We start from the raw sequence: 19,804 nt of genomic DNA on the forward strand, positions 1-19,804 counted from the left end.
AAGTTGTGTACAAAAGACGTGCACGCGCGCGCGTGCACGTTGCAGTCACGCTGATGGAAGAGGACGGCGTCAAGTGGGTTCCGGTTGCGGGCCGCTTCCGTTACCCGGCCGATATGCGCCCTGCTCACAACTGCTACAACACGTGTCCGATTGCTATCGGATCGTGATGCTCAGATTCCCCTCAAAGGTAATGACGCAGGTCGCGTGGGGTCACTACTGTCCTCCGAAACCGAGGAGGACGGAGCCTTAGAGCGATGACCGAAGTATCGGTGGCCAAGGAAGACGCGGCCGCAACCGGCGAACTGGTCGTCCTGAAGAGCGTCAACAAGCACTTCGGCGCGTTGCATGTTCTCCAGGACATCGATCTGACGATCGCCCGCGGCGAGGTCGTCGTCGTCATCGGACCCTCCGGGTCCGGTAAGTCGACGCTGTGCCGCACCATCAACCGCCTGGAGACCATCGACTCCGGCACCATCGCCATCGACGGCAAGCCCCTGCCCGCGGAGGGCAAGGAGCTGGCGCGGCTGCGGGCCGACGTCGGGATGGTCTTCCAGTCCTTCAACCTCTTCGCGCACAAGACCGTGCTCGAGAACGTGATGCTCGGCCAGATCAAGGTCCGCAAGGCGGACAAGAAGACGGCCGAGGAGAAGGCCCGCTCCCTGCTCGACCGGGTCGGCGTGGGCAGCCAGGCGGACAAGTACCCCGCGCAGCTCTCCGGCGGCCAGCAGCAGCGCGTCGCGATCGCCCGGGCGCTCGCCATGGACCCCAAGGTCATGCTCTTCGACGAGCCCACCTCGGCGCTCGACCCCGAGATGATCAACGAGGTCCTCGAGGTCATGCAGCAGCTCGCCCGCGACGGCATGACCATGATCGTCGTCACCCACGAGATGGGGTTCGCCCGTTCGGCGGCGAACCGGGTGGTCTTCATGGCCGACGGCCGCATCGTCGAGGAAGCTGTGCCCGACCAGTTCTTCAGCGCTCCGCGCAGCGACCGCGCCAAGGACTTCCTGTCCAAGATCCTGCACCACTGACAGCGACCACCGCTTCCCTCACCGACAGCGCGTCAGACCCGCGTCACCCGCCTCGACGGCTCGCATCTCTCATCACACAAAGGATGTTCACCATGAAGCTCCGCAAGGTCACCGCGGCGGCCGCCGCTGCGCTCGTCCTCTCGCTGACCGCGACCGCGTGCGGCGGGGACGACAACGACAGCGATTCGGGCTCCGGTTCCGGCGGCGGCAAGATCAAGGTCGGCATCAAGTACGACCAGCCCGGTCTCGGCCTCAAGGAGCCCAACGGTTCCTTCTCCGGCTTCGACGTGGACGTGGCGACGTACGTGGCCAAGGAACTCGGCTACAAGCCCGACCAGATCGAGTTCGTCGAGACCAAGAGCGCCGACCGCGAGAACGCGCTCGCGCGTGGTGACGTCAAGTTCATCGCCGCGACGTACTCGATCAACGACGAGCGCAAGAAGAAGGTCGACTTCGCGGGTCCGTACCTGCTGGCCCACCAGGACCTGCTGGTGAAGACGGACTCGGACATCGCCAAGGGCACCGACCTCAACGGCAAGAACCTGTGTTCGGTCACCGGTTCGACCTCGGCGCAGAACATCCACGACACCATCGCGCCCAAGGCCAACCTCAAGGAGTACAGCGGCTACTCGGAGTGCATCGCGGCCCTCCAGAGCGGCACCGTCGACGCCGTCACCACCGACGACTCGATCCTCGCCGGCTTCGCCGCCCAGCCGCAGTACAAGGGCAAGTTCAAGCTCGCCGGCCTCAAGCTGAGCAACGAGAACTACGGCATCGGCGTGAAGAAGGGCGACACCGCGACCCTCGACAAGATCAACAAGGCCCTCGAGAAGATGGTCAGCGACAAGTCGTGGGACAAGGCCGTCCAGGACAACTTCGGTCCCGCGAACTACAAGAACGAGCCCGCCCCGAAGATCGGCGTCATCGTCAAGTAACAGCGCAACGGTCCAGAGGCGCGCCGCCGTCCACCGCGATGTCGGCGGCGGCGCGCCGTGCCGTCCACGTACGCCACCCACCCGGAAGCGCGGGACATCGTGTTCGACTTTCTCTCCGACTATGACAACCCGACCCTGCTGGGCGCCTTCTGGATGACGGTGAAGCTCACGTTCTTCTCCGGCATCGGCTCCCTGGTCTGGGGCACCCTGCTGGCCGCGATGCGGGTCAGCCCGGTGCCGCTCATGCGTGGGTTCGGCACCGCCTACGTGAACATCGTCCGGAACATCCCCCTGACGGTGATCATCCTGTTCTGCTCACTGGGTCTCGCGGACATCTTCCACGTGACGATGGGCGCCTCGGACTTCAAGATCCAGGGCTTCCGGCTGGCGATCCTCGGCTTCGTCGCCTACACCGCCGCCTTCGTCTGCGAGGCGCTGCGCTCCGGCATCAACACGGTGCCGATGGGCCAGGCCGAGGCGGCCCGCGCGATCGGCCTGAACTTCACCCAGACCCTCCGGCTCATCGTGCTCCCGCAGGCCTTCCGGGCGGTCATCGGCCCGCTGGCCAACGTGCTGATCGCGTTGACGAAGAACACCACCGTGGCCGCCGCGATCGGCGTCGCCGAGGCCGCGTACCTGATGAAGGAAATGATCGAGAACGAGGCTCAGACGCTGCTCATCGGCGCGGTCTTCGCCTTCGGTTTCGTGGTACTGACCCTGCCCACCGGCCTCTTCCTCGGCTGGCTGAGCAAGCGACTGGCGGTGAAGCGATGAGCTCGGTCCTCTACGACACTCCGGGCCCCCGCGCCAAGCGGCGCAATGTGATCCTCTCGGTGGTCTTCTTCGCCCTGCTCCTGCTGCTGGCGTGGTGGGTCTGGTCGGCACTGGACGACAAGGGCCAGCTCGAATGGTCCCTGTGGAAGCCGTTCACCCAGTCGGAGGCCTGGACCACCTACCTCCTGCCGGGCCTCGGCGAGACCCTCAAGGCGGCCGCGCTCGCCATGGTGATCGGCCTCCCGCTCGGCGCGGTCTTCGGTATCGCCCGCCTCTCCGACCACCGCTGGGTGCGGGGCGTGGCCGGCACGGTGGTGGAGTTCTTCCGTGCCATCCCGGTCCTGCTGCTGATGCTGTTCGCCAACGAGGTCTACGCCCGCTCGACGGACGTCGGCACCGAGAACCGGCCGCTGTACGCGGTCGTCACCGGCCTCGTGCTCTACAACGCGGCGGTCCTCGCCGAGGTCGTCCGGGCCGGCATCCTCGCGCTGCCCAAGGGCCAGACCGAGGCGGCCCAGGCGATCGGCCTGCGCAAGGGTCAGACGATGACCCTGATCCTGCTTCCGCAGGCGGTCACCGCGATGCTCCCGGCCATCGTCAGCCAGCTCGTCGTCATCGTGAAGGACACCGCGCTCGGCGGCGTCATGATCGGCTTCACCGAGCTGCTCAGCGAGCGGGCGACGCTGGCGGCGAACTACGCCAACGTCATCCAGAGCTTCGTCGTCGTCGCGATCATCTACATCGTCGTGAACTTCATCCTGACCAGCTTCGCGAGCTGGCTGGAGAAGCGGCTGCGGCGGAGCAAGCGGAGCACGGGGGCGGTACTGGGCGCCGACGAGATCGACGACATCAATGCCGGCGAGGTGGGCGGCAGCTTCGCGACCGGCGGCGAGGGCGGCTTCACCTTCATCAAGAAGAAGTAACCGGCCTGATGATCAGTCAAGTGGCTTGAACGACACGGCCCCAGGCTCGTGAACAGTGCGGAGGCAGTGGCATGATCGCCACTGCCTCCGTCACTTGACGCAAGCACCGGCAATGGGTTGCATACGTTCTGTGATCGTGCACCCTGCTCCAACCCTCTGTTCACCCTCGTCCCCCGGGACGCCGCCACGGGCAGGGGGCGCCTCGCCGTGGACCCGGTGATCATCGTCGGAGCGGGGCCCGTCGGGCTCACGCTCGCCCTCGCGCTGGCCCGCCAGGACGTGCCGTCGGTCGTCCTGGACGAGGGCCCGGGCAAGGACGAACCCCGCCTCGCCCGCACGGTCGTGCTCCGCGAGGACACCGCCGCCCTGATGGAACGGCTGACCGGCGTCGCGCTCGACGGGGCCGGCTGCCACTGGGCCGGATGGCGGTCGATGCGGCGCAAGCAGGTGATGCGCGAGGTCACCTTCGACGACCCGGCAGAGCCGGCTCCCCTGCACATCGCCCAGCACGTCCTGACCGTTCTGCTCCGCGAGGCCCTCGCCGACGAACCGCTCGTCAAGATCGCCGTCGACAGCCGACTCGACACCGTCGAGCAGGAGAAGTCCGGCGTCACCGCCCACACCCGCGGCCCCCAGGGCACGTGGTGGCGCGGCAGTTATCTGGTCGGCTGCGACGGCCCGCGATCGACGGTCCGCAAACTCCAGGACATCCGCTTCCCCGGCCGTACGGCGGTGGAGCGACACGCCGTCGCCGCACTGCGCGCGGAACTTCCGTGGGAGGGCGAGGCGTTGCTCCATCGGCTGCCGCCGTGGCGCACGTCCGGGCCCTCGGCCGGGGAGATCACCGCACGCCCGCTGCCGGACGGGATGTGGCGCCTGGACTGGCTGCTGCCCCCGGGCAAGGACCTGGTGACGCCCGAGCTGCTGGTGTCCCGTGTCCGGGAGACGCTCGCCGGCTGGACGGGCGGTCCGACACCGCCGTACGACCTCCTCGACACCGGTGTGCACACCGTCCACCACCGGCTCGCGCGGCGCTGGCGGGTCGGCCGGGTGTTCCTCGCCGGGGACGCGGCGCATCTGCTCGGCGCGCTCGGCACCCAGGGGCTGGACGAGGGGCTCAGGGACGCCGACAACCTCGCCTGGAAGCTGGCCCTCGCCTGGCACCACGGCCCGCACGAGGCGTTGCTCGACAGCTACCAGGCCGAGCGCCGCGGCGTCGTGGCCGCCCGGCTGCGCGCCGCCGACCAGGCGCTGCCGCTGCTGCGCGGCGGTGGCGGACTGCGCGCCTACGTCCCCGGCTCGGCCCGCGGTCATGACGCGCTGCTCGCCGACGGCCACCTGGGGCGCGGCGTACTCGGTGCGCCGGGGGCGTACGCCGGTTCCCCGCTGGCGCCCCGGCACCTGGAGGGCGAGGTCCCGGTGGACACGGAACCGGGGGCACCGGTCGCCGATGTGCGGGTCACCGCCGAGGACGGCTCGTTCGTACGACTCCGGGACCGGCTCGGTCGCGGGGCGCTGCTCGTCGTCCTGATCGCGCCGGGGACGGGCGTGTGGGACCGCAAGCACTGGGTGAGCGCCGGGGTCATGCCGCGGCTCGCGGCAGCGGTGACGGCGTTGCCGCACACTGCCGAGCTGCTGGTCGCGGAGAGTTACCCCGGGGCGGCCGCGCACAGCGTCCTGCTGGTACGACCCGACGGCCACCTCGTGACCGCGCTGAGCGGGGTCCGGCCCGCCGACCTGTACGCGGCCGCGGAAGCGACGGTGGGCGGGCCGACGAAGACGGAGGCGGAGGCGGGGGCGGGGACGCGCTGAGGTGGGGGGTTGAGAACGAGCTGAGGCGGGGTGTGGGCGGGGCCGCGCCGCGGTGGAGCGAGGGCCGAGGCTCGCTGGGACGGGGGTACGCCGAGATGAGGCAAGGGCCGGGACACGCTGGTACGAGGGTGCGCCTAGCCGGTCGCGGCGTTCGCACAGGCATGCGTTCCACATAGTGACGCTGAGTTGACCCGTTCTGCACCGTGATGCTGTAATCCGCATCATGACCGACACCTGTGTGCGCCTGTGGCGGAGGGTCCATATGGACCTGGTCCGCTATGCGGGCTGCGTGTGTCGTCCGTCGTTCTGATTCGCATCCTTTCTCCCGCGCGTGCCGTGCCCGTGGTGCCGTCGCGCGCGTTCCGCGAACGCTCTTCAGGACGGTGCCCGTGTCTGTCTCCCCCGCTCCATCGACCACCGCTTCCGTCGGCGCGGCGGCGCCCACGCAGGCCGAACTGCTCGACTTCGTACGGCGGACCGCTGCCGACGCCGAACTGATCTCCTCGCTCCCGCTCGACCCGGAGGGCCGCACCTGGGTGCGCCTGGAAGGTCCCGGCGGCAGTGAGGCCTGGCTGATCGGCTGGCCGCCCGGCACGGGCACCGGCTGGCACGACCACGCCGAGTCCGTCGGAGCCTTCGTGACGGCTTCCGGCGAGCTCAAGGAGAACTCGCTGACCGCGCGGCTGCCCGCGGACGGCTGGAAGACCCTGGAACTCACCGACGGAGTGGACCGGGAACGGCGGCTGCCGGCCGGCAAGGGCCGCTCCTTCGGGCAGCACCACGTCCACGAGGTGCTCAACGAGTCCACGGACGAGCACGCGATCTCGGTGCACGCCTACTACCCGCCTCTGCCGCAGATCCGCCGCTACAGTCGGGCCGGGCAGGTCCTGCGTCTGGAGCACGTGGAGCGTCCGGAGGACTGGCAGTGAGCGAGACACGTGAACAGCCCGTCGGTATCGACGAGTTGCTGGAACAGGTACGCGAGCGCTACGACCGGATCGAGGCACGGGAGGCGTACGACGCCGCCCAGCGCGGCGAGGCGCTGCTGGTGGACATCCGGTACGCCGCCCTGCGCGACCGGGACGGGCTGATCCCCGGCGCCCTCGTCGTCGAGCGCAACGAACTGGAGTGGCGCCTTGACCCACGCGGCAGCCATCGCGCCCCCGAGGCCACGAGCCATGACCTGCGGGTCGTGGTGATCTGCAACGAGGGCTACGCCTCCAGCCTGGCGGCCGCGTCCCTGCACCAGCTGGGGCTGCACCGGGCCACGGATCTGGTGGGCGGCTTCCAGGCCTGGCGGGCGTCGGGATTGCCGGTGACGTCGGCGTAGCCGCGTGGGCGTGGTCAGCCCGGGTGACGTGCTCGTAGGTGGGGCCGTCGGGGTGTCTCAGTGGCTCTCAGTCGCGAACCCCTCGGCCCCCACCCCACCTCAGAACCCCTCGCCCTCAAGGAACTCCGTCTCCTCGCCCTCCTCCTCGAGCGCCTGCCGCACCACTCGCAGAGCCATGCCCTCGGGATAGCCCTTCCGGGCGAGCATCCCCGCCAGTCGGCGCAACCGCTTGTCCCGGTCGAGGCCGCGGGTGGCACGCAGCTTGCGGTCCACCAGCTCACGCGCGGTCGCCTCCTCCTGCTCGGAGTCGAGCTGCGAGACGGCCGCTTCGATCAGCGTGGAGTCCACGCCCTTGGTCCGCAGCTCCTGGGCGAGCGCCCGCCGGGCGAGCCCCCGGCCATGGTGCCGGGACTCCACCCAGGCGTCGGCGAACGCGCTGTCGTTGATCAGCCCGACCTCCTCGAACCGCGACAGCACCTCCTGCGCCGCGTCCTCCGGAATCCCCTTCTTGCTCAGGGCGTCCGCGAGTTGCTTGCGGGTGCGCGGGGTCCCGGTGAGCAGGCGCAGACAGATCGCCCGCGCCCGCTCGACCGGGTCCGCAGAAGGCTCCCCCTTCTCGGCCCTCGACGAGGAGGAGATGCCTCCGTCCACATCGGACGGGTCGTCGGCCGGTTCCCCGTGCGACTCCCCGAAGCCGCGCCGACGGCGCCCACGTCCCCCGCGTGAGCCACCCTCGCCGCGTGCCCGGCGGCCGCCCCGGCGTGAGCCGGCGCCGGTGGGGTCGGCTCCGTGGCCGGAACCGCCCTCAGGCCACTCGTCGCCCCCGAACCCGCCCTCGCTCGGCGCGCGTTCTCCCCACGCGCCGTCCGGCATGCCGCCGTCGTACTCCCCGTCCGTGCCGTACGACGGCGTACTGCCGTATCCCCCGTGACTGTCCTGGGCCTCGGCGCCGGTGGCGCCCCTTCCCCGGTCGCGCGGAGCGTCCGGGTAGGCGTACTCGGCCCAGTCGGTTCGCCGAGTCACCGCGTCAGCTCTTGGCTGCTGCCGCGGCCTTGGTCTTGGCCGTCTTGGCCGCCGCCGGTGCGGGGACCGTCTTCGCGGCGTCGTCCGCGGGGGTGGCCACCGCCGCGTCCGCGCCCGGCTCGGCGGTCGGCTCCTCGGGACGGACGCCGACGCCCAGCTTCTCCTTGATCTTCTTCTCGATCTCGTTGGCCAGGTCGGGGTTGTCCTTCAGGAAGTTGCGGGCGTTCTCCTTGCCCTGGCCGAGCTGGTCGCCCTCGTACGTGTACCAGGCGCCGGCCTTGCGCACGAAGCCGTGCTCCACGCCCATGTCGATCAGGCCGCCCTCGCGGCTGATGCCCTGGCCGTAGAGGATGTCGAACTCGGCCTGCTTGAAGGGCGGCGCGACCTTGTTCTTGACGACCTTGACGCGGGTGCGGTTGCCGACCGCTTCCGTGCCGTCCTTCAGGGTCTCGATGCGGCGGATGTCGATACGCACCGAGGCGTAGAACTTCAGCGCCCGGCCACCGGTCGTGGTCTCCGGGGAGCCGAACATCACGCCGATCTTCTCGCGGAGCTGGTTGATGAAGATCGCGGTGGTCTTGGACTGGTTGAGCGCGCTGGTGATCTTCCGCAGGGCCTGGCTCATCAGTCGAGCCTGGAGGCCGACGTGGCTGTCGCCCATCTCGCCCTCGATCTCCGCGCGCGGGACGAGCGCGGCGACGGAGTCGATGACGATGAGGTCGAGGGCGCCGGAGCGGACCAGCATGTCCACGATCTCCAGGGCCTGCTCGCCGTTGTCCGGCTGGGAGAGGATCAGGTTGTCGATGTCGACGCCGAGCTTGCGCGCGTACTCGGGGTCGAGGGCGTGCTCCGCGTCCACGAAGGCGACCTGGCCGCCGGCCTTCTGGGCGTTGGCCACCGCGTGCAGGGTCAGTGTGGTCTTACCGGACGACTCCGGTCCGTAGATCTCGACGACACGGCCGCGCGGCAGGCCGCCGACGCCGAGGGCCACGTCGAGCGCGGTCGACCCGGTCGGGATGACCTCGATGGGCTCCTTCGACCGCTCGCCCATGCGCATGACCGCGCCCTTGCCGAATTGCCGTTCAATCTGTGCGAGCGCGGCATCCAGGGCCTTCTCGCGGTCGGTTCCTGCCATGGGTTCCACCCGATTTGCTTGAGTCGATCGCTTCACGTGAAAGACGCTAACGCCTGCCACTGACAATGGGCCTCGACGCCCGCCCGGCCTGTGGATAACTCGCGCACGTATCCATCCGAACCGTGCCGAAATGCCCACCGCGGGCCCTTCTCGGGCCTCGCCCGCGCCTCCATAAGAATGGATGTTCGATTTTTGTGTCAAGCGCACCACGCGGCACTTCCGAGCCTACGTCCGGGAGCCGACAACCCCCGGGATTCCGGGCCGCGCGTCCCGCCCTCCGCGCCTCCCATACTTGCCGTCATGGCCACTTACGACACGCTCGGTGCGACCTACACCCGGACCCGCAGGCCTGATCCGCGCATCACCGCGCAGATCCACGCCGCGCTCGGTGACGCCCAGGACGTGGTCAACGTCGGGGCGGGCGCCGGTTCCTACGAGCCTCCACGGACGGTGCTCGCCGTCGAGCCCAGCCAAGTCATGATCAGCCAGCGCCCGGCGGGAGCGGCACCGGCGGTGCAGGCCGTGGCGGAGCGCCTCCCGCTGCGCGACGACGCCGCCGACACCGTCATGGCCCTGCTGACCGTGCACCACTGGACGGACCTGAGCGCCGGGATCGGGGAACTGCGCAGGGTCGCCCGCCGTCGCATCGTCGTCCTGACCTGGGATCAGGCCGTCTTCCGCGAGCGGTTCTGGCTGGTCCGCGACTACCTGCCGGAGGTGGCCGCGTACGACGACATCCGGGCCGTCCCCGTCGACCGGCTGCTCGATCTGCTCGGCGGCGGACACGAGGAACCGGTGCCCGTCCCCCACGACTGCGTCGACGGCTTCGGCGCCGCCTACTGGCGCCGCCCGGAGGCCTACCTCGACCCGCAGGTACGCGCGGGTGTCTCCATGCTGGCCCAGACCGGCGACGACACGCTCGCGCCGGGGCTGAACCGGCTCGCGGACGACCTGAGAACAGGCCGCTGGCAGAGGCGCTACGCCGAGCTGCTCACGCTCGGGACGATCGATGTCGGGTACCGGCTGCTCGTGACCGACCTGGAACCGTCCGTCGCCTAGGAACCGGCTTCACCCCCGGAGTCCCGGTCCCCGGGTCTCCGTGACCAGAGATCACGCGCGCGCTTGAACAGCCCCTCCGACACCCGCCGCCGGTGGCCGTGCACGCGCGGGTCGTCCGTGACGTCGTACCGCTTCACGTACGCGCCCAGGAACGCCTGGAGCGTGGCCACCGCCGGGATGGCGATCAGTGCGCCGACGGCGCCCAGGAGGGCGGTGCCGGCGATGACCGAGCCGAAGGCCACGGCGGGGTGGACGTCGACGGTCTTCGAGGTCAGCTTGGGCTGGAGCATGTAGTTCTCGAACTGCTGGTAGACCACGACGAAGATCAGCACCCACAGCGCGTACCAGGGATCGACCGTGAACGCGATCAGCATCGGCAGGGCGCCCGCGAGATACGTGCCGATCGTCGGGATGAACTGCGAGACCAGGCCCACCCAGACGGCGAGCACGGGCGCGTTGGGCACTTGCAGCGCCTGGAGCAGGATGTAGTGGGCGATGCCGGAGATCAGCGCCATCACACCGCGCGAGTACAGATAGCCGCCGGTCTTGTCGACGGCGATCTCCCAGGCGCGCAGCACCTCGGCCTGCCGAGCGGGCGGCAGGACGGAGCAGAGCGCGCGGCGCAGTCGCGGGCCGTCCGCGGCGAAGTAGAACGAGAACAGCGTGATCGTCAGCAGCTGGAAGAGCCCGCCGAGGACCTGTGCGGACAGGTCGAGGACACCGGTGGCGCTGTTCTGCACGTAGTTGCGCAGCCAGTCGGACTTGAGCAGGCCCTCCTGGACGTCGATCCGCTTCAGATCGGTGTGGAAGTGCGTGTTGATCCAGCTGATGACGGAGTCGATGTAGTCGGGGAAGTCCTCGACGATCTTGATGATCTGCCCCGCGAGCATCGACCCGAGCAGGGTGATGAACCCGGCGGACACGATCATCACGGCGAGGAAGACGAGGAAGGTCCCGACCCCTCGGCGTATCCCGCGCGAGGCCATCCAGCTCACCGCGGGTTCGATGGCCAGGGCCAGGAAGAACGCGATGAGGATGTTGATCAGCAGCCCGGTGAGCTGGTGGAAGGCCCATGTGCTCAGCTGGAAGGCGGCGTAGAGGCCGAGGGTGAGCACCACGGCACGCGGCAGCCAGCGCGGCATGCGCGCGTTCGCCCCGGTGACGCCGTCGGCCGGGGGCCGGGCGGGCGGCGTCGTGCCGAACGGGGACGCGTGCTGGGGGACCTCGTCGGTCTCGTCAGTGGGTGCCACGGTGCAAGTTTCGCCTACGCCGCTGACAATCCGCTGCCCCCCTGCGATCTTCGTGACCGCTCAGCGCTCGACCTGTGGCACGTTCATGACCGGTCGGCCCTCGTACCCCGCACGTTCACAGCCGGTCAACGCTTCTCTTGCGGCACATTCATGACGGTGCACACCACACGCCACACGTCCTTGGCGTCCCATCCGGCGTCCAGGGCCTCGTACACCGTGCGCCCGCCGAGTTCGGCCATGACGTGGTCGCGCGCGAAGGTGTCGTCGTACCCGGGACCGAAATGGTCCGCCATCCGCTGCCAGAAGACCGTCAACCGCATGACCCCAGTATCCCGCCCCTGAGGGTGGGCCTCGGCCGGGACCGCTTGCCGAGACCGCTTTCCGCCCTACGGTCTGACGCATGGCCGAAACAGGAGCTTCCCCACTCCCCCCGACGCCCCCGGCGCACTCCCCGCTCTTCCGCGCCGAGCACTTCGTCTGGCTCACCGCGCGCGTGCTGGAGCAGCGTCTCTTCGCCCACCACTTCCTCAACGGCGACGCCGACCCGGTGGAGACCGCGCTGGACGCGTACCGCAACGAGGACGGCGGTTACGGCCACGCCCTGGAGCCCGATCTGCGCGGCCCGGTCAGCCAGCCCCTGCACACCGGGCACGCCCTGCGCGTCCTGGACGCCATCGGACGCTGCGGCGGCCGGCGCGTGGAGCACGTGTGCCGCTATCTGACCTCCGTCTCCACCGCGGACGGCGCCCTGCCGGCGATCCTTCCCGGCCAGCGCGGCTATCCCACGGCCCCTTTCATCCCGATCGTGGACGACCCGCCCAGCGAACTCCTCGCCACCGGCCCCATCGTCGGTCTGCTGCACCGCAACGAGGTGTGGCACGCCTGGCTGTTCCGTGCCACGGACTTCTGCTGGCACGCGGTCGAGTCCCTGCGGCAGTCCCACCCGTACGAGGTCCAGGCCGCCGTCGCCTTCCTGGACTCCGCTCCCGACCGCCCGCGCGCGGAGGCGGCCGCGGACCGACTGGGCCGCCTGGTGCGCGAAACCCGGCTCGCGGCCCTGGACCCCGAGCATCTGGACACCCATCCCGTCCCCCCGGGCTACGCCCCGGGCGAGCACCACTTCCCGCACGACTACGCCAGGACGCCGTACTCGCTCGCGCGCGCGTGGTTCACGGACGAGGAGATGGAGCGCTCGCTGGACCACTTGGCGGCCGCGCAGGAACAGGACGGCGGCTGGCCGATCCGCTGGCGCCAGTGGGCGCCCGGCACCGCCCTGGAGGCCCGCCCCATGGTGACGATCGAGGCACTGCGCACCCTCAGGGCGTACGGCCGCTCCATCGGCTGAGCTCACCCACCCATGGCCCGGACGCCCGCCGTGACCACCACGGCCGCCGCGACGACGAGCAGGAAGGGAGCCCGCAGCAAGACCGCCACGGCGGCCGCGGCAACCCCCGCAAGCCTGGCGTCCAGCACCAGCTCACGCCCGTCGGCAAAGGTCTGCTGGGCCGTGAGAGCGGCCAGCAGGGCAACCGGCAGCAGCGCGGCCAACCGCTTCACCAGCGGCCGCTCCAGAGCGCCCGCGGGAACGAGCAGCCCGACAAGCTTGACGGCGTAACAGCCCACGGCGGTGACGCCGATCGCGATCCAGACGTTCACCGCTCCTCCCGCCCACCCTGCCGGCGGCCCTCGGCCCACAGCACCACGGGAGCCGCGAGAGCGGCCGCCAACACCGGCACCCCGGCAGGCAGCACGGGCAGCAGCCCGAGCCCCAGCAGCACGGCAAGCCCGGCGACGGCACGCTCGGTGCCGCTCTTCAGCATCGGCGCGAGCAACGCGAGGAACACAGCCGGCCCGGCGGCATCAAGCCCCCAGGCGTCGGTGTCCCCGATCGCCTCGGCGCCGAGCGCGCCCAACAGGGTGGTGAGATTCCACAGCACATAAAGACTCAGCCCCGTGACCGCGAACCCGATCCGCACCTGCCGCCGCCCCCTCTGGGCCAAGGCAACAGCCGCCGTCTCGTCGATCACCCACTGAGCGGCGAACGGCCGCACCACGCGCGGGAGCGCCAGCAACTGCGACAGGCGAAGCCCGTAGAAGGCATTGCGCACCCCGAGGAAGAAGGCCCCGGCAGCCGCGGTCAGCGGATTCCCACCTGCGGCGAGCGCCCCCACGAGCGCGAACTGCGAGGCCCCGGTGAACACCAGAAGACTGAGCGCACACGTCTGCCACACGGTGAGCCCACTCCCCGCCGAGGTCACCCCGAAAGCGAACCCGGACAGTCCCACGGCGACCCCGACTCCGAGGGCGTCCCGCACGACGGCGGCGTCGGCCTTCCGCCCGTCACCGGCGGCTATGTCTACGAAAGCGGTCTGTTCTCCCACGCGTCGGACGCTAGACGAGGCCCCGTCCGAACGTCTTGTACGTTCTTGCGCTCACGCTGGTACGCCCCGGGCGGCACCCCGACGATCCGCGAGAAGTGCCGATTCAGATGCGGCTGATCACTGAATCCCACGGCCACGGCGGCCTCCCCCGGCGCCATACCCCCGTCCAGCAACAGCCGAGCCCGCCGCACGCGCGCGTCGGTGAGCCAGGCGTGCGGCGGCATCCCGTACAGATCCCGGAAGGCCCGCAGCAACGCGAACGACCCGACACCGAGCTCCTGCGCCAGCGCCTCCAGGCTCGGCGGCTCGGCCATGCGCTCCTCCAGCAAGGCACGCGCGCGAACAGCCACCCGAGCGCCCGCCGACCGCACCTCCCGCCGCGGCAGGACCCCACCGTTGAGCCGCAGCAACCGGGTCACGGCAACCCGCAGCAAGGTATCGGCGGCCAGCGCGTTGCCCTCGTCAGCGGCCCGCAACACCTGATGCACCAGCCCGACGGCATACGGATCATCAAGAACCGGATCGACGAACCCCGGGGTCCCACGAATCGACGTGGTCTCGGCAGCGATCCCGGCCACCACCTCACGCGACGGATACACGGCCCCGTACCGCCACCCCTCGGGCACCCCCGCCCGCCCGGTGTGCGCGGTGTCCGGATTGACCAGAGCAAGCGCCCCGGCCCCCGCGTACCGATCGGCACCCCGGTAGTGAAAGACCTCGACCCCGTCCGCGATGGCGGCGATCACGAAGCTCTCATGGGTGTGCCGCACAAAGTTCTTCCGCACATACCGGGCCCGCAGCAGATCGACCCCCGGCAACTCGGCATACCGCCAGTGCCGCGCCCGCTCACCCGAACCTGCCATGCCCCCATTCTCCGCCAGACGCGCACCCCCGCAGGAGCCGCAGCGCGCACCCCAGCGGCGCGGCACCCGGCGACGGCGGGAAGGGGACGTGTCGGGGGGTGTCCGCCCGCAGCGGTTGGCGCGTCAACACGGGAGCCCTGTTATGGCTGCCCGATTCCGCGCCGTTCCGAGGACGGACACCCCCCGGCGCGGCCCCGACCCACCCCCGACCGTCACCGCGAACGCGAACCCCCACCGAGCCGGGCCGGCCACGAATGCCCAGCTCACCGGCCGTTGTCAGTCCCGGGGTGCAGGATGGACGCATGGTCAGCTCCACACACCGAGCCCTGGACGGCTTCTCCCCCGCGACCCGCGGCTGGTTCACGGGAGCCTTCGACGCGCCCACCGCGGCCCAGGCAGGCGCATGGACGGCCATCAAAGAGGGCTCCGACGTCCTGGTCGTCGCCCCCACCGGCTCCGGCAAAACCCTCGCCGCCTTCCTCGCCGCCCTGGACGACCTGGCCTCCACACCCCCACCCGCCGACCCCAGGAAACGCTGCCGAGTCCTCTACGTCTCCCCGCTGAAGGCCCTCGCGGTCGACGTGGAGCGCAACCTCCGCAGCCCCCTCACCGGCATCCGCCAGGAATCCGTACGCCTCGGCCTGCCCGAGCCCGAGGTCAAGGTTGGCATCCGCTCCGGCGACACCCCCGCGGCCGAGCGCCGCGCGCTGTCCACCCGCCCCCCGGACATCCTGATCACCACCCCGGAGTCCCTGTTCCTGATGCTGACGTCGGCGACCCGCGACGCGCTGACCGGCATCGAGACGGTGATCCTCGACGAGGTCCACGCGGTGGCCGGCACCAAGCGAGGCGCCCACCTCGCCCTCTCCCTGGAGCGCCTCGACGAGCTCCTCCCGAAGCCGGCCCGCCGCATCGGCCTCTCCGCGACCGTCCGCCCGGTCGACGAGATCGCCCGCTACCTCTCCCCCCGCCGCAAGGTGGAGATCGTCCAGCCGAAGTCGGGCAAGGAGTTCGACCTCTCGGTGGTGGTCCCCGTGGAGGACCTCGGCGAACTCGGCGGCTCCCCCGTGGCGGACGGCACCGAGGGCGCGGAACGCCCCTCGATCTGGCCGCACGTCGAGGAGCGCATCACCGACCTCGTCCAGGCCCACCGCTCCACCATCGTCTTCGCCAACTCCCGCCGCCTCGCGGAACGCCTGTGCAACCGCCTCAACGAGATCGCGTACGAACGAGCGACCGGCGAGCCCCTGGCGGAACACCACGCCCCCGCCGAGCTGATGGGCGGCTCAGGGGCGGCCCAGGGCGCACCCCCGGTCATCGCCCGCGCCCACCACGGCTCGGTCTCCAAGGAACAGCGCGCCCTGGTCGAGGAGGATCTGAAGGCAGGCCGCCTCCCCGCAGTGGTCGCGACCTCCAGCCTGGAACTCGGCATCGACATGGGCGCGGTGGACCTGGTCGTCCAGGTCGAGTCACCCCCCTCCGTGGCCTCGGGCCTGCAACGCGTGGGCCGCGCGGGCCACCAGGTCGGCGCGGTCTCCACCGGCGTGGTCTTCCCGAAGTACCGCGGCGACCTGGTCCAGGCCGCGGTCGTCACCGAGCGGATGCGCACCGGCTCCATCGAGTCCCTCAAGGTCCCCGCCAACCCCCTGGACGTCCTGGCCCAGCAGCTGGTCGCGATGACGGCGCTGGACACCTGGCAGCTCGACGACCTCCTGGCCACGGTCCGCCGAGCGGCCCCCTTCGCTTCCCTCCCCGAATCCGCCTTCACCGCGGTCCTCGACATGCTCGCAGGCCGCTACCCCTCCGACGCCTTCGCGGAACTGCGCCCCCGAGTCGTCTGGGACCGCGTCGCCGGCACGATCACCGGCCGCCCCGGCGCCCAGCGCCTCGCGGTCACCTCCGGCGGCACCATCCCGGACCGCGGTCTCTTCGGCGTCTTCCTCGCCGGTGCCGACCCCAAGAAGGGCGGCGGAAGGGTCGGCGAGCTGGACGAGGAGATGGTCTACGAGTCGCGCGTGGGCGACGTCTTCACGCTCGGCACCAGCTCCTGGCGCATCGAGGACATCACCCGCGACCGCGTTCTGGTCTCCCCGGCCCCGGGCGTCCCGGGACGGCTGCCGTTCTGGAAGGGCGACCAGCTGGGCCGCCCGCTCGAGCTCGGCCGCGCGGTCGGCGCGTTCCTCCGGGAAGTCGGTTCGATGCCCAAGGAGAAGGCCCGCCCACGCCTCCTCGCGGCCGGCCTGGACACCTGGGCGGCGGACAACGTCCTCGCGTACCTGGACGAACAGCGCGAGGCCTGCGGCCACATCCCCGATGACCGCACGATCGTCGTGGAGCGCTTCCGTGACGAACTCGGCGACTGGCGCGTGGTCGTCCACTCCCCGTTCGGCGCCCAGGTGCACGCCCCCTGGGCCCTCGCCCTCGGCGCCAAGCTCTCCGAGCGCTACGGCATGGACGCCCAGGTGATGCACGCGGACGACGGCATCGTCCTGCGCCTCCCCGACGCCGACCTGATGGGCCTGGACCTGCTGGACCAGGAACCGATGAAGCTCGGCACGGAGTACGACGCCGACCAGGCCCCGGTCGGCGCTGCGGACGTCGTCTTCGACAAGGGCGAGGTCGACCAGATCGTCACCGACCAGGTCGGCGGCTCGGCCCTGTTCGCCTCCCGGTTCCGGGAATGCGCGGCCCGCGCCCTCCTGCTGCCCCGCCGCAACCCCGGCAAGCGCACCCCGCTGTGGCAACAGCGGCAGCGCGCCTCGCAACTCCTTGAGGTGGCCAGCGAGTTCGGCTCGTTCCCGATCGTCCTGGAGGCGGTCCGCGAGTGCCTCCAGGACGTCTTCGACGTCCCCGGCCTCGTCGAGCTGATGGGCGACCTGGAGTCCCGCAAGGTCCGCCTCGTCGAGGTCACCACCCCCGAGCCCTCCCCCTTCGCCCGCTCCCTCCTCTTCGGTTACGTCGCCCAGTTCCTGTACGAGGGAGACTCCCCGCTCGCCGAGCGCCGCGCCGCGGCCCTGTCCCTCGACTCCCGTCTGCTGGCTGAGCTGCTCGGCCAGGCGGAGCTGCGCGAGCTGCTGGACGCCGAGGTACTGACGGAGCTGGAGCGGGAACTCCAGTGGCTCACCGAGGACCGCCGCGTGAAGGACGCCGAGGGCGTCGCGGACCTCCTCCGCCTCCTCGGCCCGCTCACGGAAGCGGAGTTGGCCGAGCGAGGCGCGCAGCCGCAGTGGGCGCAGGATCTCGCCAAGGCGCGCCGCGCCATCCGGGTCCGCGTCGCCGGCACCGACCACTGGGCGGCGGTCGAGGACGCCGGCCGGCTGCGCGACGCCCTGGGTACCGCCCTGCCTGTCGGCGTACCGGAGGCCTTCACCGAGCCGGTCAAGGACCCGCTGGGCGACCTCCTCGCGCGCTACGCCCGCACGCACGGCCCGTTCACCTCGGCGACCGCGGCGGCGCGCTTCGGTCTGGGCGTGGCCGTCACGGAGGGCGCGTTGCAGCGCCTCGCCGCGAACGGCCGTGTCGTACAGGGGGAGTTCCATCCGGCGGGCATCGGCCAGGAGTGGTGCGACGCCGCCGTGCTCCGCCGCCTGCGTCGGCGCTCGCTGGCCGCCCTGCGCCATGAACTCGAACCGGTGCCGCCGCCCGCGCTGGCCCAGTTCCTCCCCCAGTGGCAGCACATCGGCAAGGGCCACGGCCTGCGCGGCATCGACGGCCTGGTGCGCGCCGTAGAGCAGTTGCAGGGCGCGTCCGTGCCGGCCTCCGCCCTGGAGAAGTTGGTCCTGCCGTCCCGGGTGGCGAACTACACCCCGGCGATGCTCGACGAACTCACCTCCGCCGGCGAGGTGGTGTGGGCCGGAGCGGGCTCCCTGCCCGGCAAGGACGGCTGGGTCTCCCTCTACCTCGCCGACGCGGCCCCCCTCCTCCTGCCCGCCCCGCACCCCCTGGAGCTGACGGCCCTCCACGAGTCCGTCCTCACCGCCCTGTCCGGCGGCTACGGCCTGTTCTTCCGCCAGATCGCCGACCAGGTCCGCGCGACCACCCACCCTGACGCCACCGACCCCCAACTCGCCGACGTCGTCTGGGACCTGGCCTGGTCCGGCCGCCTCACGAACGACACCCTCACCCCCATGCGCTCCCTGCTGGGCTCGGGCCGCACGGCGGGCTCCACGGCCCACCGCGCCAAGCGCACGATCCCGCGCGGCCGCTACGGCTCCCTCACGGCCGCCGCCCGCCCGACATCCCGCACCGGCCCGCCCACCGTCGCCGGCCGCTGGTCCCTGCTGCCCGCCCGCGAGCCCGACCCCACCCTGCGCGCCCACGCCCTGGCCCGCACCCTCCTCGACCGACACGGCGTGGTGACCCGGGGCGCGGTCTCCGCGGAGGGCGTCGAGGGCGGCTTCTCGGCGACGTACCGCATCCTGTCGGCCTTCGAGGAGACCGGCCAGGCCCGCCGCGGCTATGTGGTGGAGGGCCTCGGCGCCGCCCAGTTCGCGATGGACGGCGCGGTGGACCGCCTCCGTGCGGTGGCGAACGCCCGCGAACGAGGCCAGACCGACGCCACGGGCCCGGCCACCGACGACTTCACCCCGTACGCCGACTTCGGCGCGCCACAACCCGGAGCCGACTTCGGCACTCCACAATCCGGCGCCGACCTCTGGCAGACCGACGGAGACCAGACCCCCTTGGGCCTCGACGACACCTACGACCCCCTGCCCCCGGCCCCCACCTCACGCGACCACTACGTCTCCCCCCGCGACTACCGCGACCACCACGCCCCCGCGCGCGCCCCCCACCGCCGCGACCGCCCCACCCCCGACACCCGAGCCGTCGTCCTGGCAGCAGCCGACCCGGCGAACGCGTACGGCGCCGCCCTCCCCTGGCCCGAGCCTCCGACCGGTGCCGGGCACAAGGCGGGCCGCAAGGCGGGCTCCCTGGTGGTCCTGGTCGACGGCGAGCTGACGCTCTACATGGAGCGAGGCGGCAAGACCCTGCTGGCCTGGCCCGAGGACCCGGACACCAAACCCACCGACGATCCCCGCCTCCAGCCGGCAGCCGACGCCCTGGCGGCAGCCGCCCGGGCTGGCTCCCTGGGCACGGTCACGGTGGAACGCGTCAACGGCGCCTCGGCTCTGACTTCCCCCTTCGGCACCCTGCTGGAAGCAGCAGGCTTCATCGCCACCCCCAGGGGCCTACGGCTGAGGGCCTGACAGACCTTCCGAGCCGACGGCACCCCACACCCACCCAGGGGCGCGGGGAACTGCGCGCCAAGCCACCGACAACCCGCACCC

General features: G+C 71.1%; 18 protein-coding genes. 11 read left to right on the forward strand and 7 right to left on the reverse strand.

Going from position 1 to position 19,804, the window contains the following annotated elements; translation table 11 throughout:
- Positions 1-254 precede the first annotated feature (254 nt).
- From ACFUO4_RS10470 to ACFUO4_RS10505, 8 genes are all read left to right on the forward strand, one after another.
- Positions 255-1,031 carry an amino acid ABC transporter ATP-binding protein gene (locus ACFUO4_RS10470; RefSeq protein WP_079310165.1) on the forward strand — a complete coding sequence of 259 codons (777 nt, stop codon included), beginning with the start codon at positions 255-257 and terminating at the stop codon, positions 1,029-1,031.
- A 92-nt stretch (positions 1,032-1,123) separates the two neighbouring features.
- Entirely contained in the window at positions 1,124-1,966 is an 843-nt protein-coding gene (locus ACFUO4_RS10475) for a glutamate ABC transporter substrate-binding protein (protein WP_079310166.1), read from the forward strand.
- Between the two features lie 99 nt (positions 1,967-2,065).
- The gene (locus ACFUO4_RS10480) at positions 2,066-2,740 is read left to right on the forward strand and encodes an amino acid ABC transporter permease (protein ID WP_079310173.1); all 675 of its coding nucleotides are present in this window, start codon (positions 2,066-2,068) and stop codon (positions 2,738-2,740) included.
- Complete coding sequence (locus ACFUO4_RS10485) at positions 2,737-3,663, forward strand: amino acid ABC transporter permease (RefSeq protein ID WP_079310167.1); 927 nt, start codon at positions 2,737-2,739, stop codon at positions 3,661-3,663. The genes ACFUO4_RS10480 and ACFUO4_RS10485 overlap by 4 nt, the downstream gene beginning before the upstream one ends.
- A gap of 207 nt (positions 3,664-3,870) precedes the next feature.
- A complete protein-coding gene (locus ACFUO4_RS10490; protein WP_383482129.1) occupies positions 3,871-5,475 on the forward strand; it encodes an FAD-dependent monooxygenase in 1,605 nt (534 codons plus the stop codon).
- Between the two features lie 262 nt (positions 5,476-5,737).
- The gene (locus ACFUO4_RS10495; RefSeq protein ID WP_352018865.1) at positions 5,738-5,785 is read left to right on the forward strand and encodes a hypothetical protein; all 48 of its coding nucleotides are present in this window, start codon (positions 5,738-5,740) and stop codon (positions 5,783-5,785) included.
- Positions 5,786-5,864: 79 nt separating this feature from the next.
- Positions 5,865-6,404: a cysteine dioxygenase gene (locus tag ACFUO4_RS10500; RefSeq protein WP_383482131.1), complete on the forward strand. Its 540-nt coding sequence runs from the start codon at positions 5,865-5,867 to the stop codon at positions 6,402-6,404.
- Positions 6,401-6,805 (forward strand): rhodanese-like domain-containing protein, encoded by a 405-nt coding sequence (locus ACFUO4_RS10505; protein WP_079312973.1) that lies wholly within the window; start codon positions 6,401-6,403, stop codon positions 6,803-6,805. The genes ACFUO4_RS10500 and ACFUO4_RS10505 overlap by 4 nt, the downstream gene beginning before the upstream one ends.
- 99 nt (positions 6,806-6,904) lie before the next feature.
- Here ACFUO4_RS10505 and recX read toward each other — a convergent pair whose 3' ends face one another.
- Positions 6,905-7,828 carry a recombination regulator RecX gene (recX, locus tag ACFUO4_RS10510; protein WP_383482135.1) on the reverse strand — a complete coding sequence of 308 codons (924 nt, stop codon included), beginning with the start codon at positions 7,826-7,828 and terminating at the stop codon, positions 6,905-6,907.
- 4 nt (positions 7,829-7,832) lie between these two features.
- Complete coding sequence (gene recA / locus ACFUO4_RS10515) at positions 7,833-8,963, reverse strand: recombinase RecA (RefSeq protein WP_079312977.1); 1,131 nt, start codon at positions 8,961-8,963, stop codon at positions 7,833-7,835.
- A 300-nt stretch (positions 8,964-9,263) separates the two neighbouring features.
- Here recA and ACFUO4_RS10520 point away from each other — a divergent pair, with 300 nt between their 5' ends.
- Positions 9,264-10,022, forward strand: coding sequence for a class I SAM-dependent methyltransferase (locus tag ACFUO4_RS10520; protein WP_383482139.1), 759 nt, complete (start codon positions 9,264-9,266; stop codon positions 10,020-10,022).
- Here ACFUO4_RS10520 and ACFUO4_RS10525 read toward each other — a convergent pair.
- Both ACFUO4_RS10525 and ACFUO4_RS10530 read right to left on the reverse strand, forming a co-directional pair.
- Positions 10,019-11,272 (reverse strand): AI-2E family transporter, encoded by a 1,254-nt coding sequence (locus ACFUO4_RS10525; RefSeq protein ID WP_079312981.1) that lies wholly within the window; start codon positions 11,270-11,272, stop codon positions 10,019-10,021. The two genes, ACFUO4_RS10520 and ACFUO4_RS10525, sit on opposite strands and share 4 nt — an antisense overlap.
- Before the next feature lie 125 nt (positions 11,273-11,397).
- Positions 11,398-11,592 carry a DUF3046 domain-containing protein gene (locus tag ACFUO4_RS10530; RefSeq protein WP_059198518.1) on the reverse strand — a complete coding sequence of 65 codons (195 nt, stop codon included), beginning with the start codon at positions 11,590-11,592 and terminating at the stop codon, positions 11,398-11,400.
- 80 nt (positions 11,593-11,672) lie between these two features.
- Between ACFUO4_RS10530 and ACFUO4_RS10535 the strand changes: the two genes are divergently transcribed.
- Positions 11,673-12,617: a hypothetical protein gene (locus tag ACFUO4_RS10535; RefSeq protein ID WP_079312983.1), complete on the forward strand. Its 945-nt coding sequence runs from the start codon at positions 11,673-11,675 to the stop codon at positions 12,615-12,617.
- A 2-nt stretch (positions 12,618-12,619) separates the two neighbouring features.
- Here ACFUO4_RS10535 and ACFUO4_RS10540 read toward each other — a convergent pair whose 3' ends face one another.
- From ACFUO4_RS10540 to ACFUO4_RS10550, 3 genes are read right to left on the reverse strand one after another with little or no spacing between them, the layout of a single operon-like run.
- The gene (locus ACFUO4_RS10540; protein WP_383482143.1) at positions 12,620-12,928 is read right to left on the reverse strand and encodes an AzlD domain-containing protein; all 309 of its coding nucleotides are present in this window, start codon (positions 12,926-12,928) and stop codon (positions 12,620-12,622) included.
- Positions 12,925-13,653, reverse strand: coding sequence for an AzlC family ABC transporter permease (locus tag ACFUO4_RS10545; RefSeq protein ID WP_079312985.1), 729 nt, complete (start codon positions 13,651-13,653; stop codon positions 12,925-12,927). The genes ACFUO4_RS10540 and ACFUO4_RS10545 overlap by 4 nt, the downstream gene beginning before the upstream one ends.
- Positions 13,629-14,516, reverse strand: a complete 888-nt coding sequence (locus ACFUO4_RS10550) for an AraC family transcriptional regulator (RefSeq protein WP_383482146.1) — start codon at positions 14,514-14,516, stop codon at positions 13,629-13,631. Before ACFUO4_RS10550 ends, ACFUO4_RS10545 begins: the two co-directional genes overlap by 25 nt.
- Positions 14,517-14,818: 302 nt before the next feature.
- Between ACFUO4_RS10550 and ACFUO4_RS10555 the strand changes: the two genes are divergently transcribed.
- A complete protein-coding gene (locus ACFUO4_RS10555) occupies positions 14,819-19,723 on the forward strand; it encodes an ATP-dependent helicase (RefSeq protein ID WP_383482149.1) in 4,905 nt (1,634 codons plus the stop codon).
- The last annotated feature ends 81 nt before the right edge of the window (positions 19,724-19,804 follow it).

The sequence above is a fragment of the Streptomyces sp. NPDC057280 genome, from assembly GCF_042668605.1.
In the GTDB taxonomy this organism is placed as follows: Bacteria; Actinomycetota; Actinomycetes; order Streptomycetales; family Streptomycetaceae; genus Streptomyces.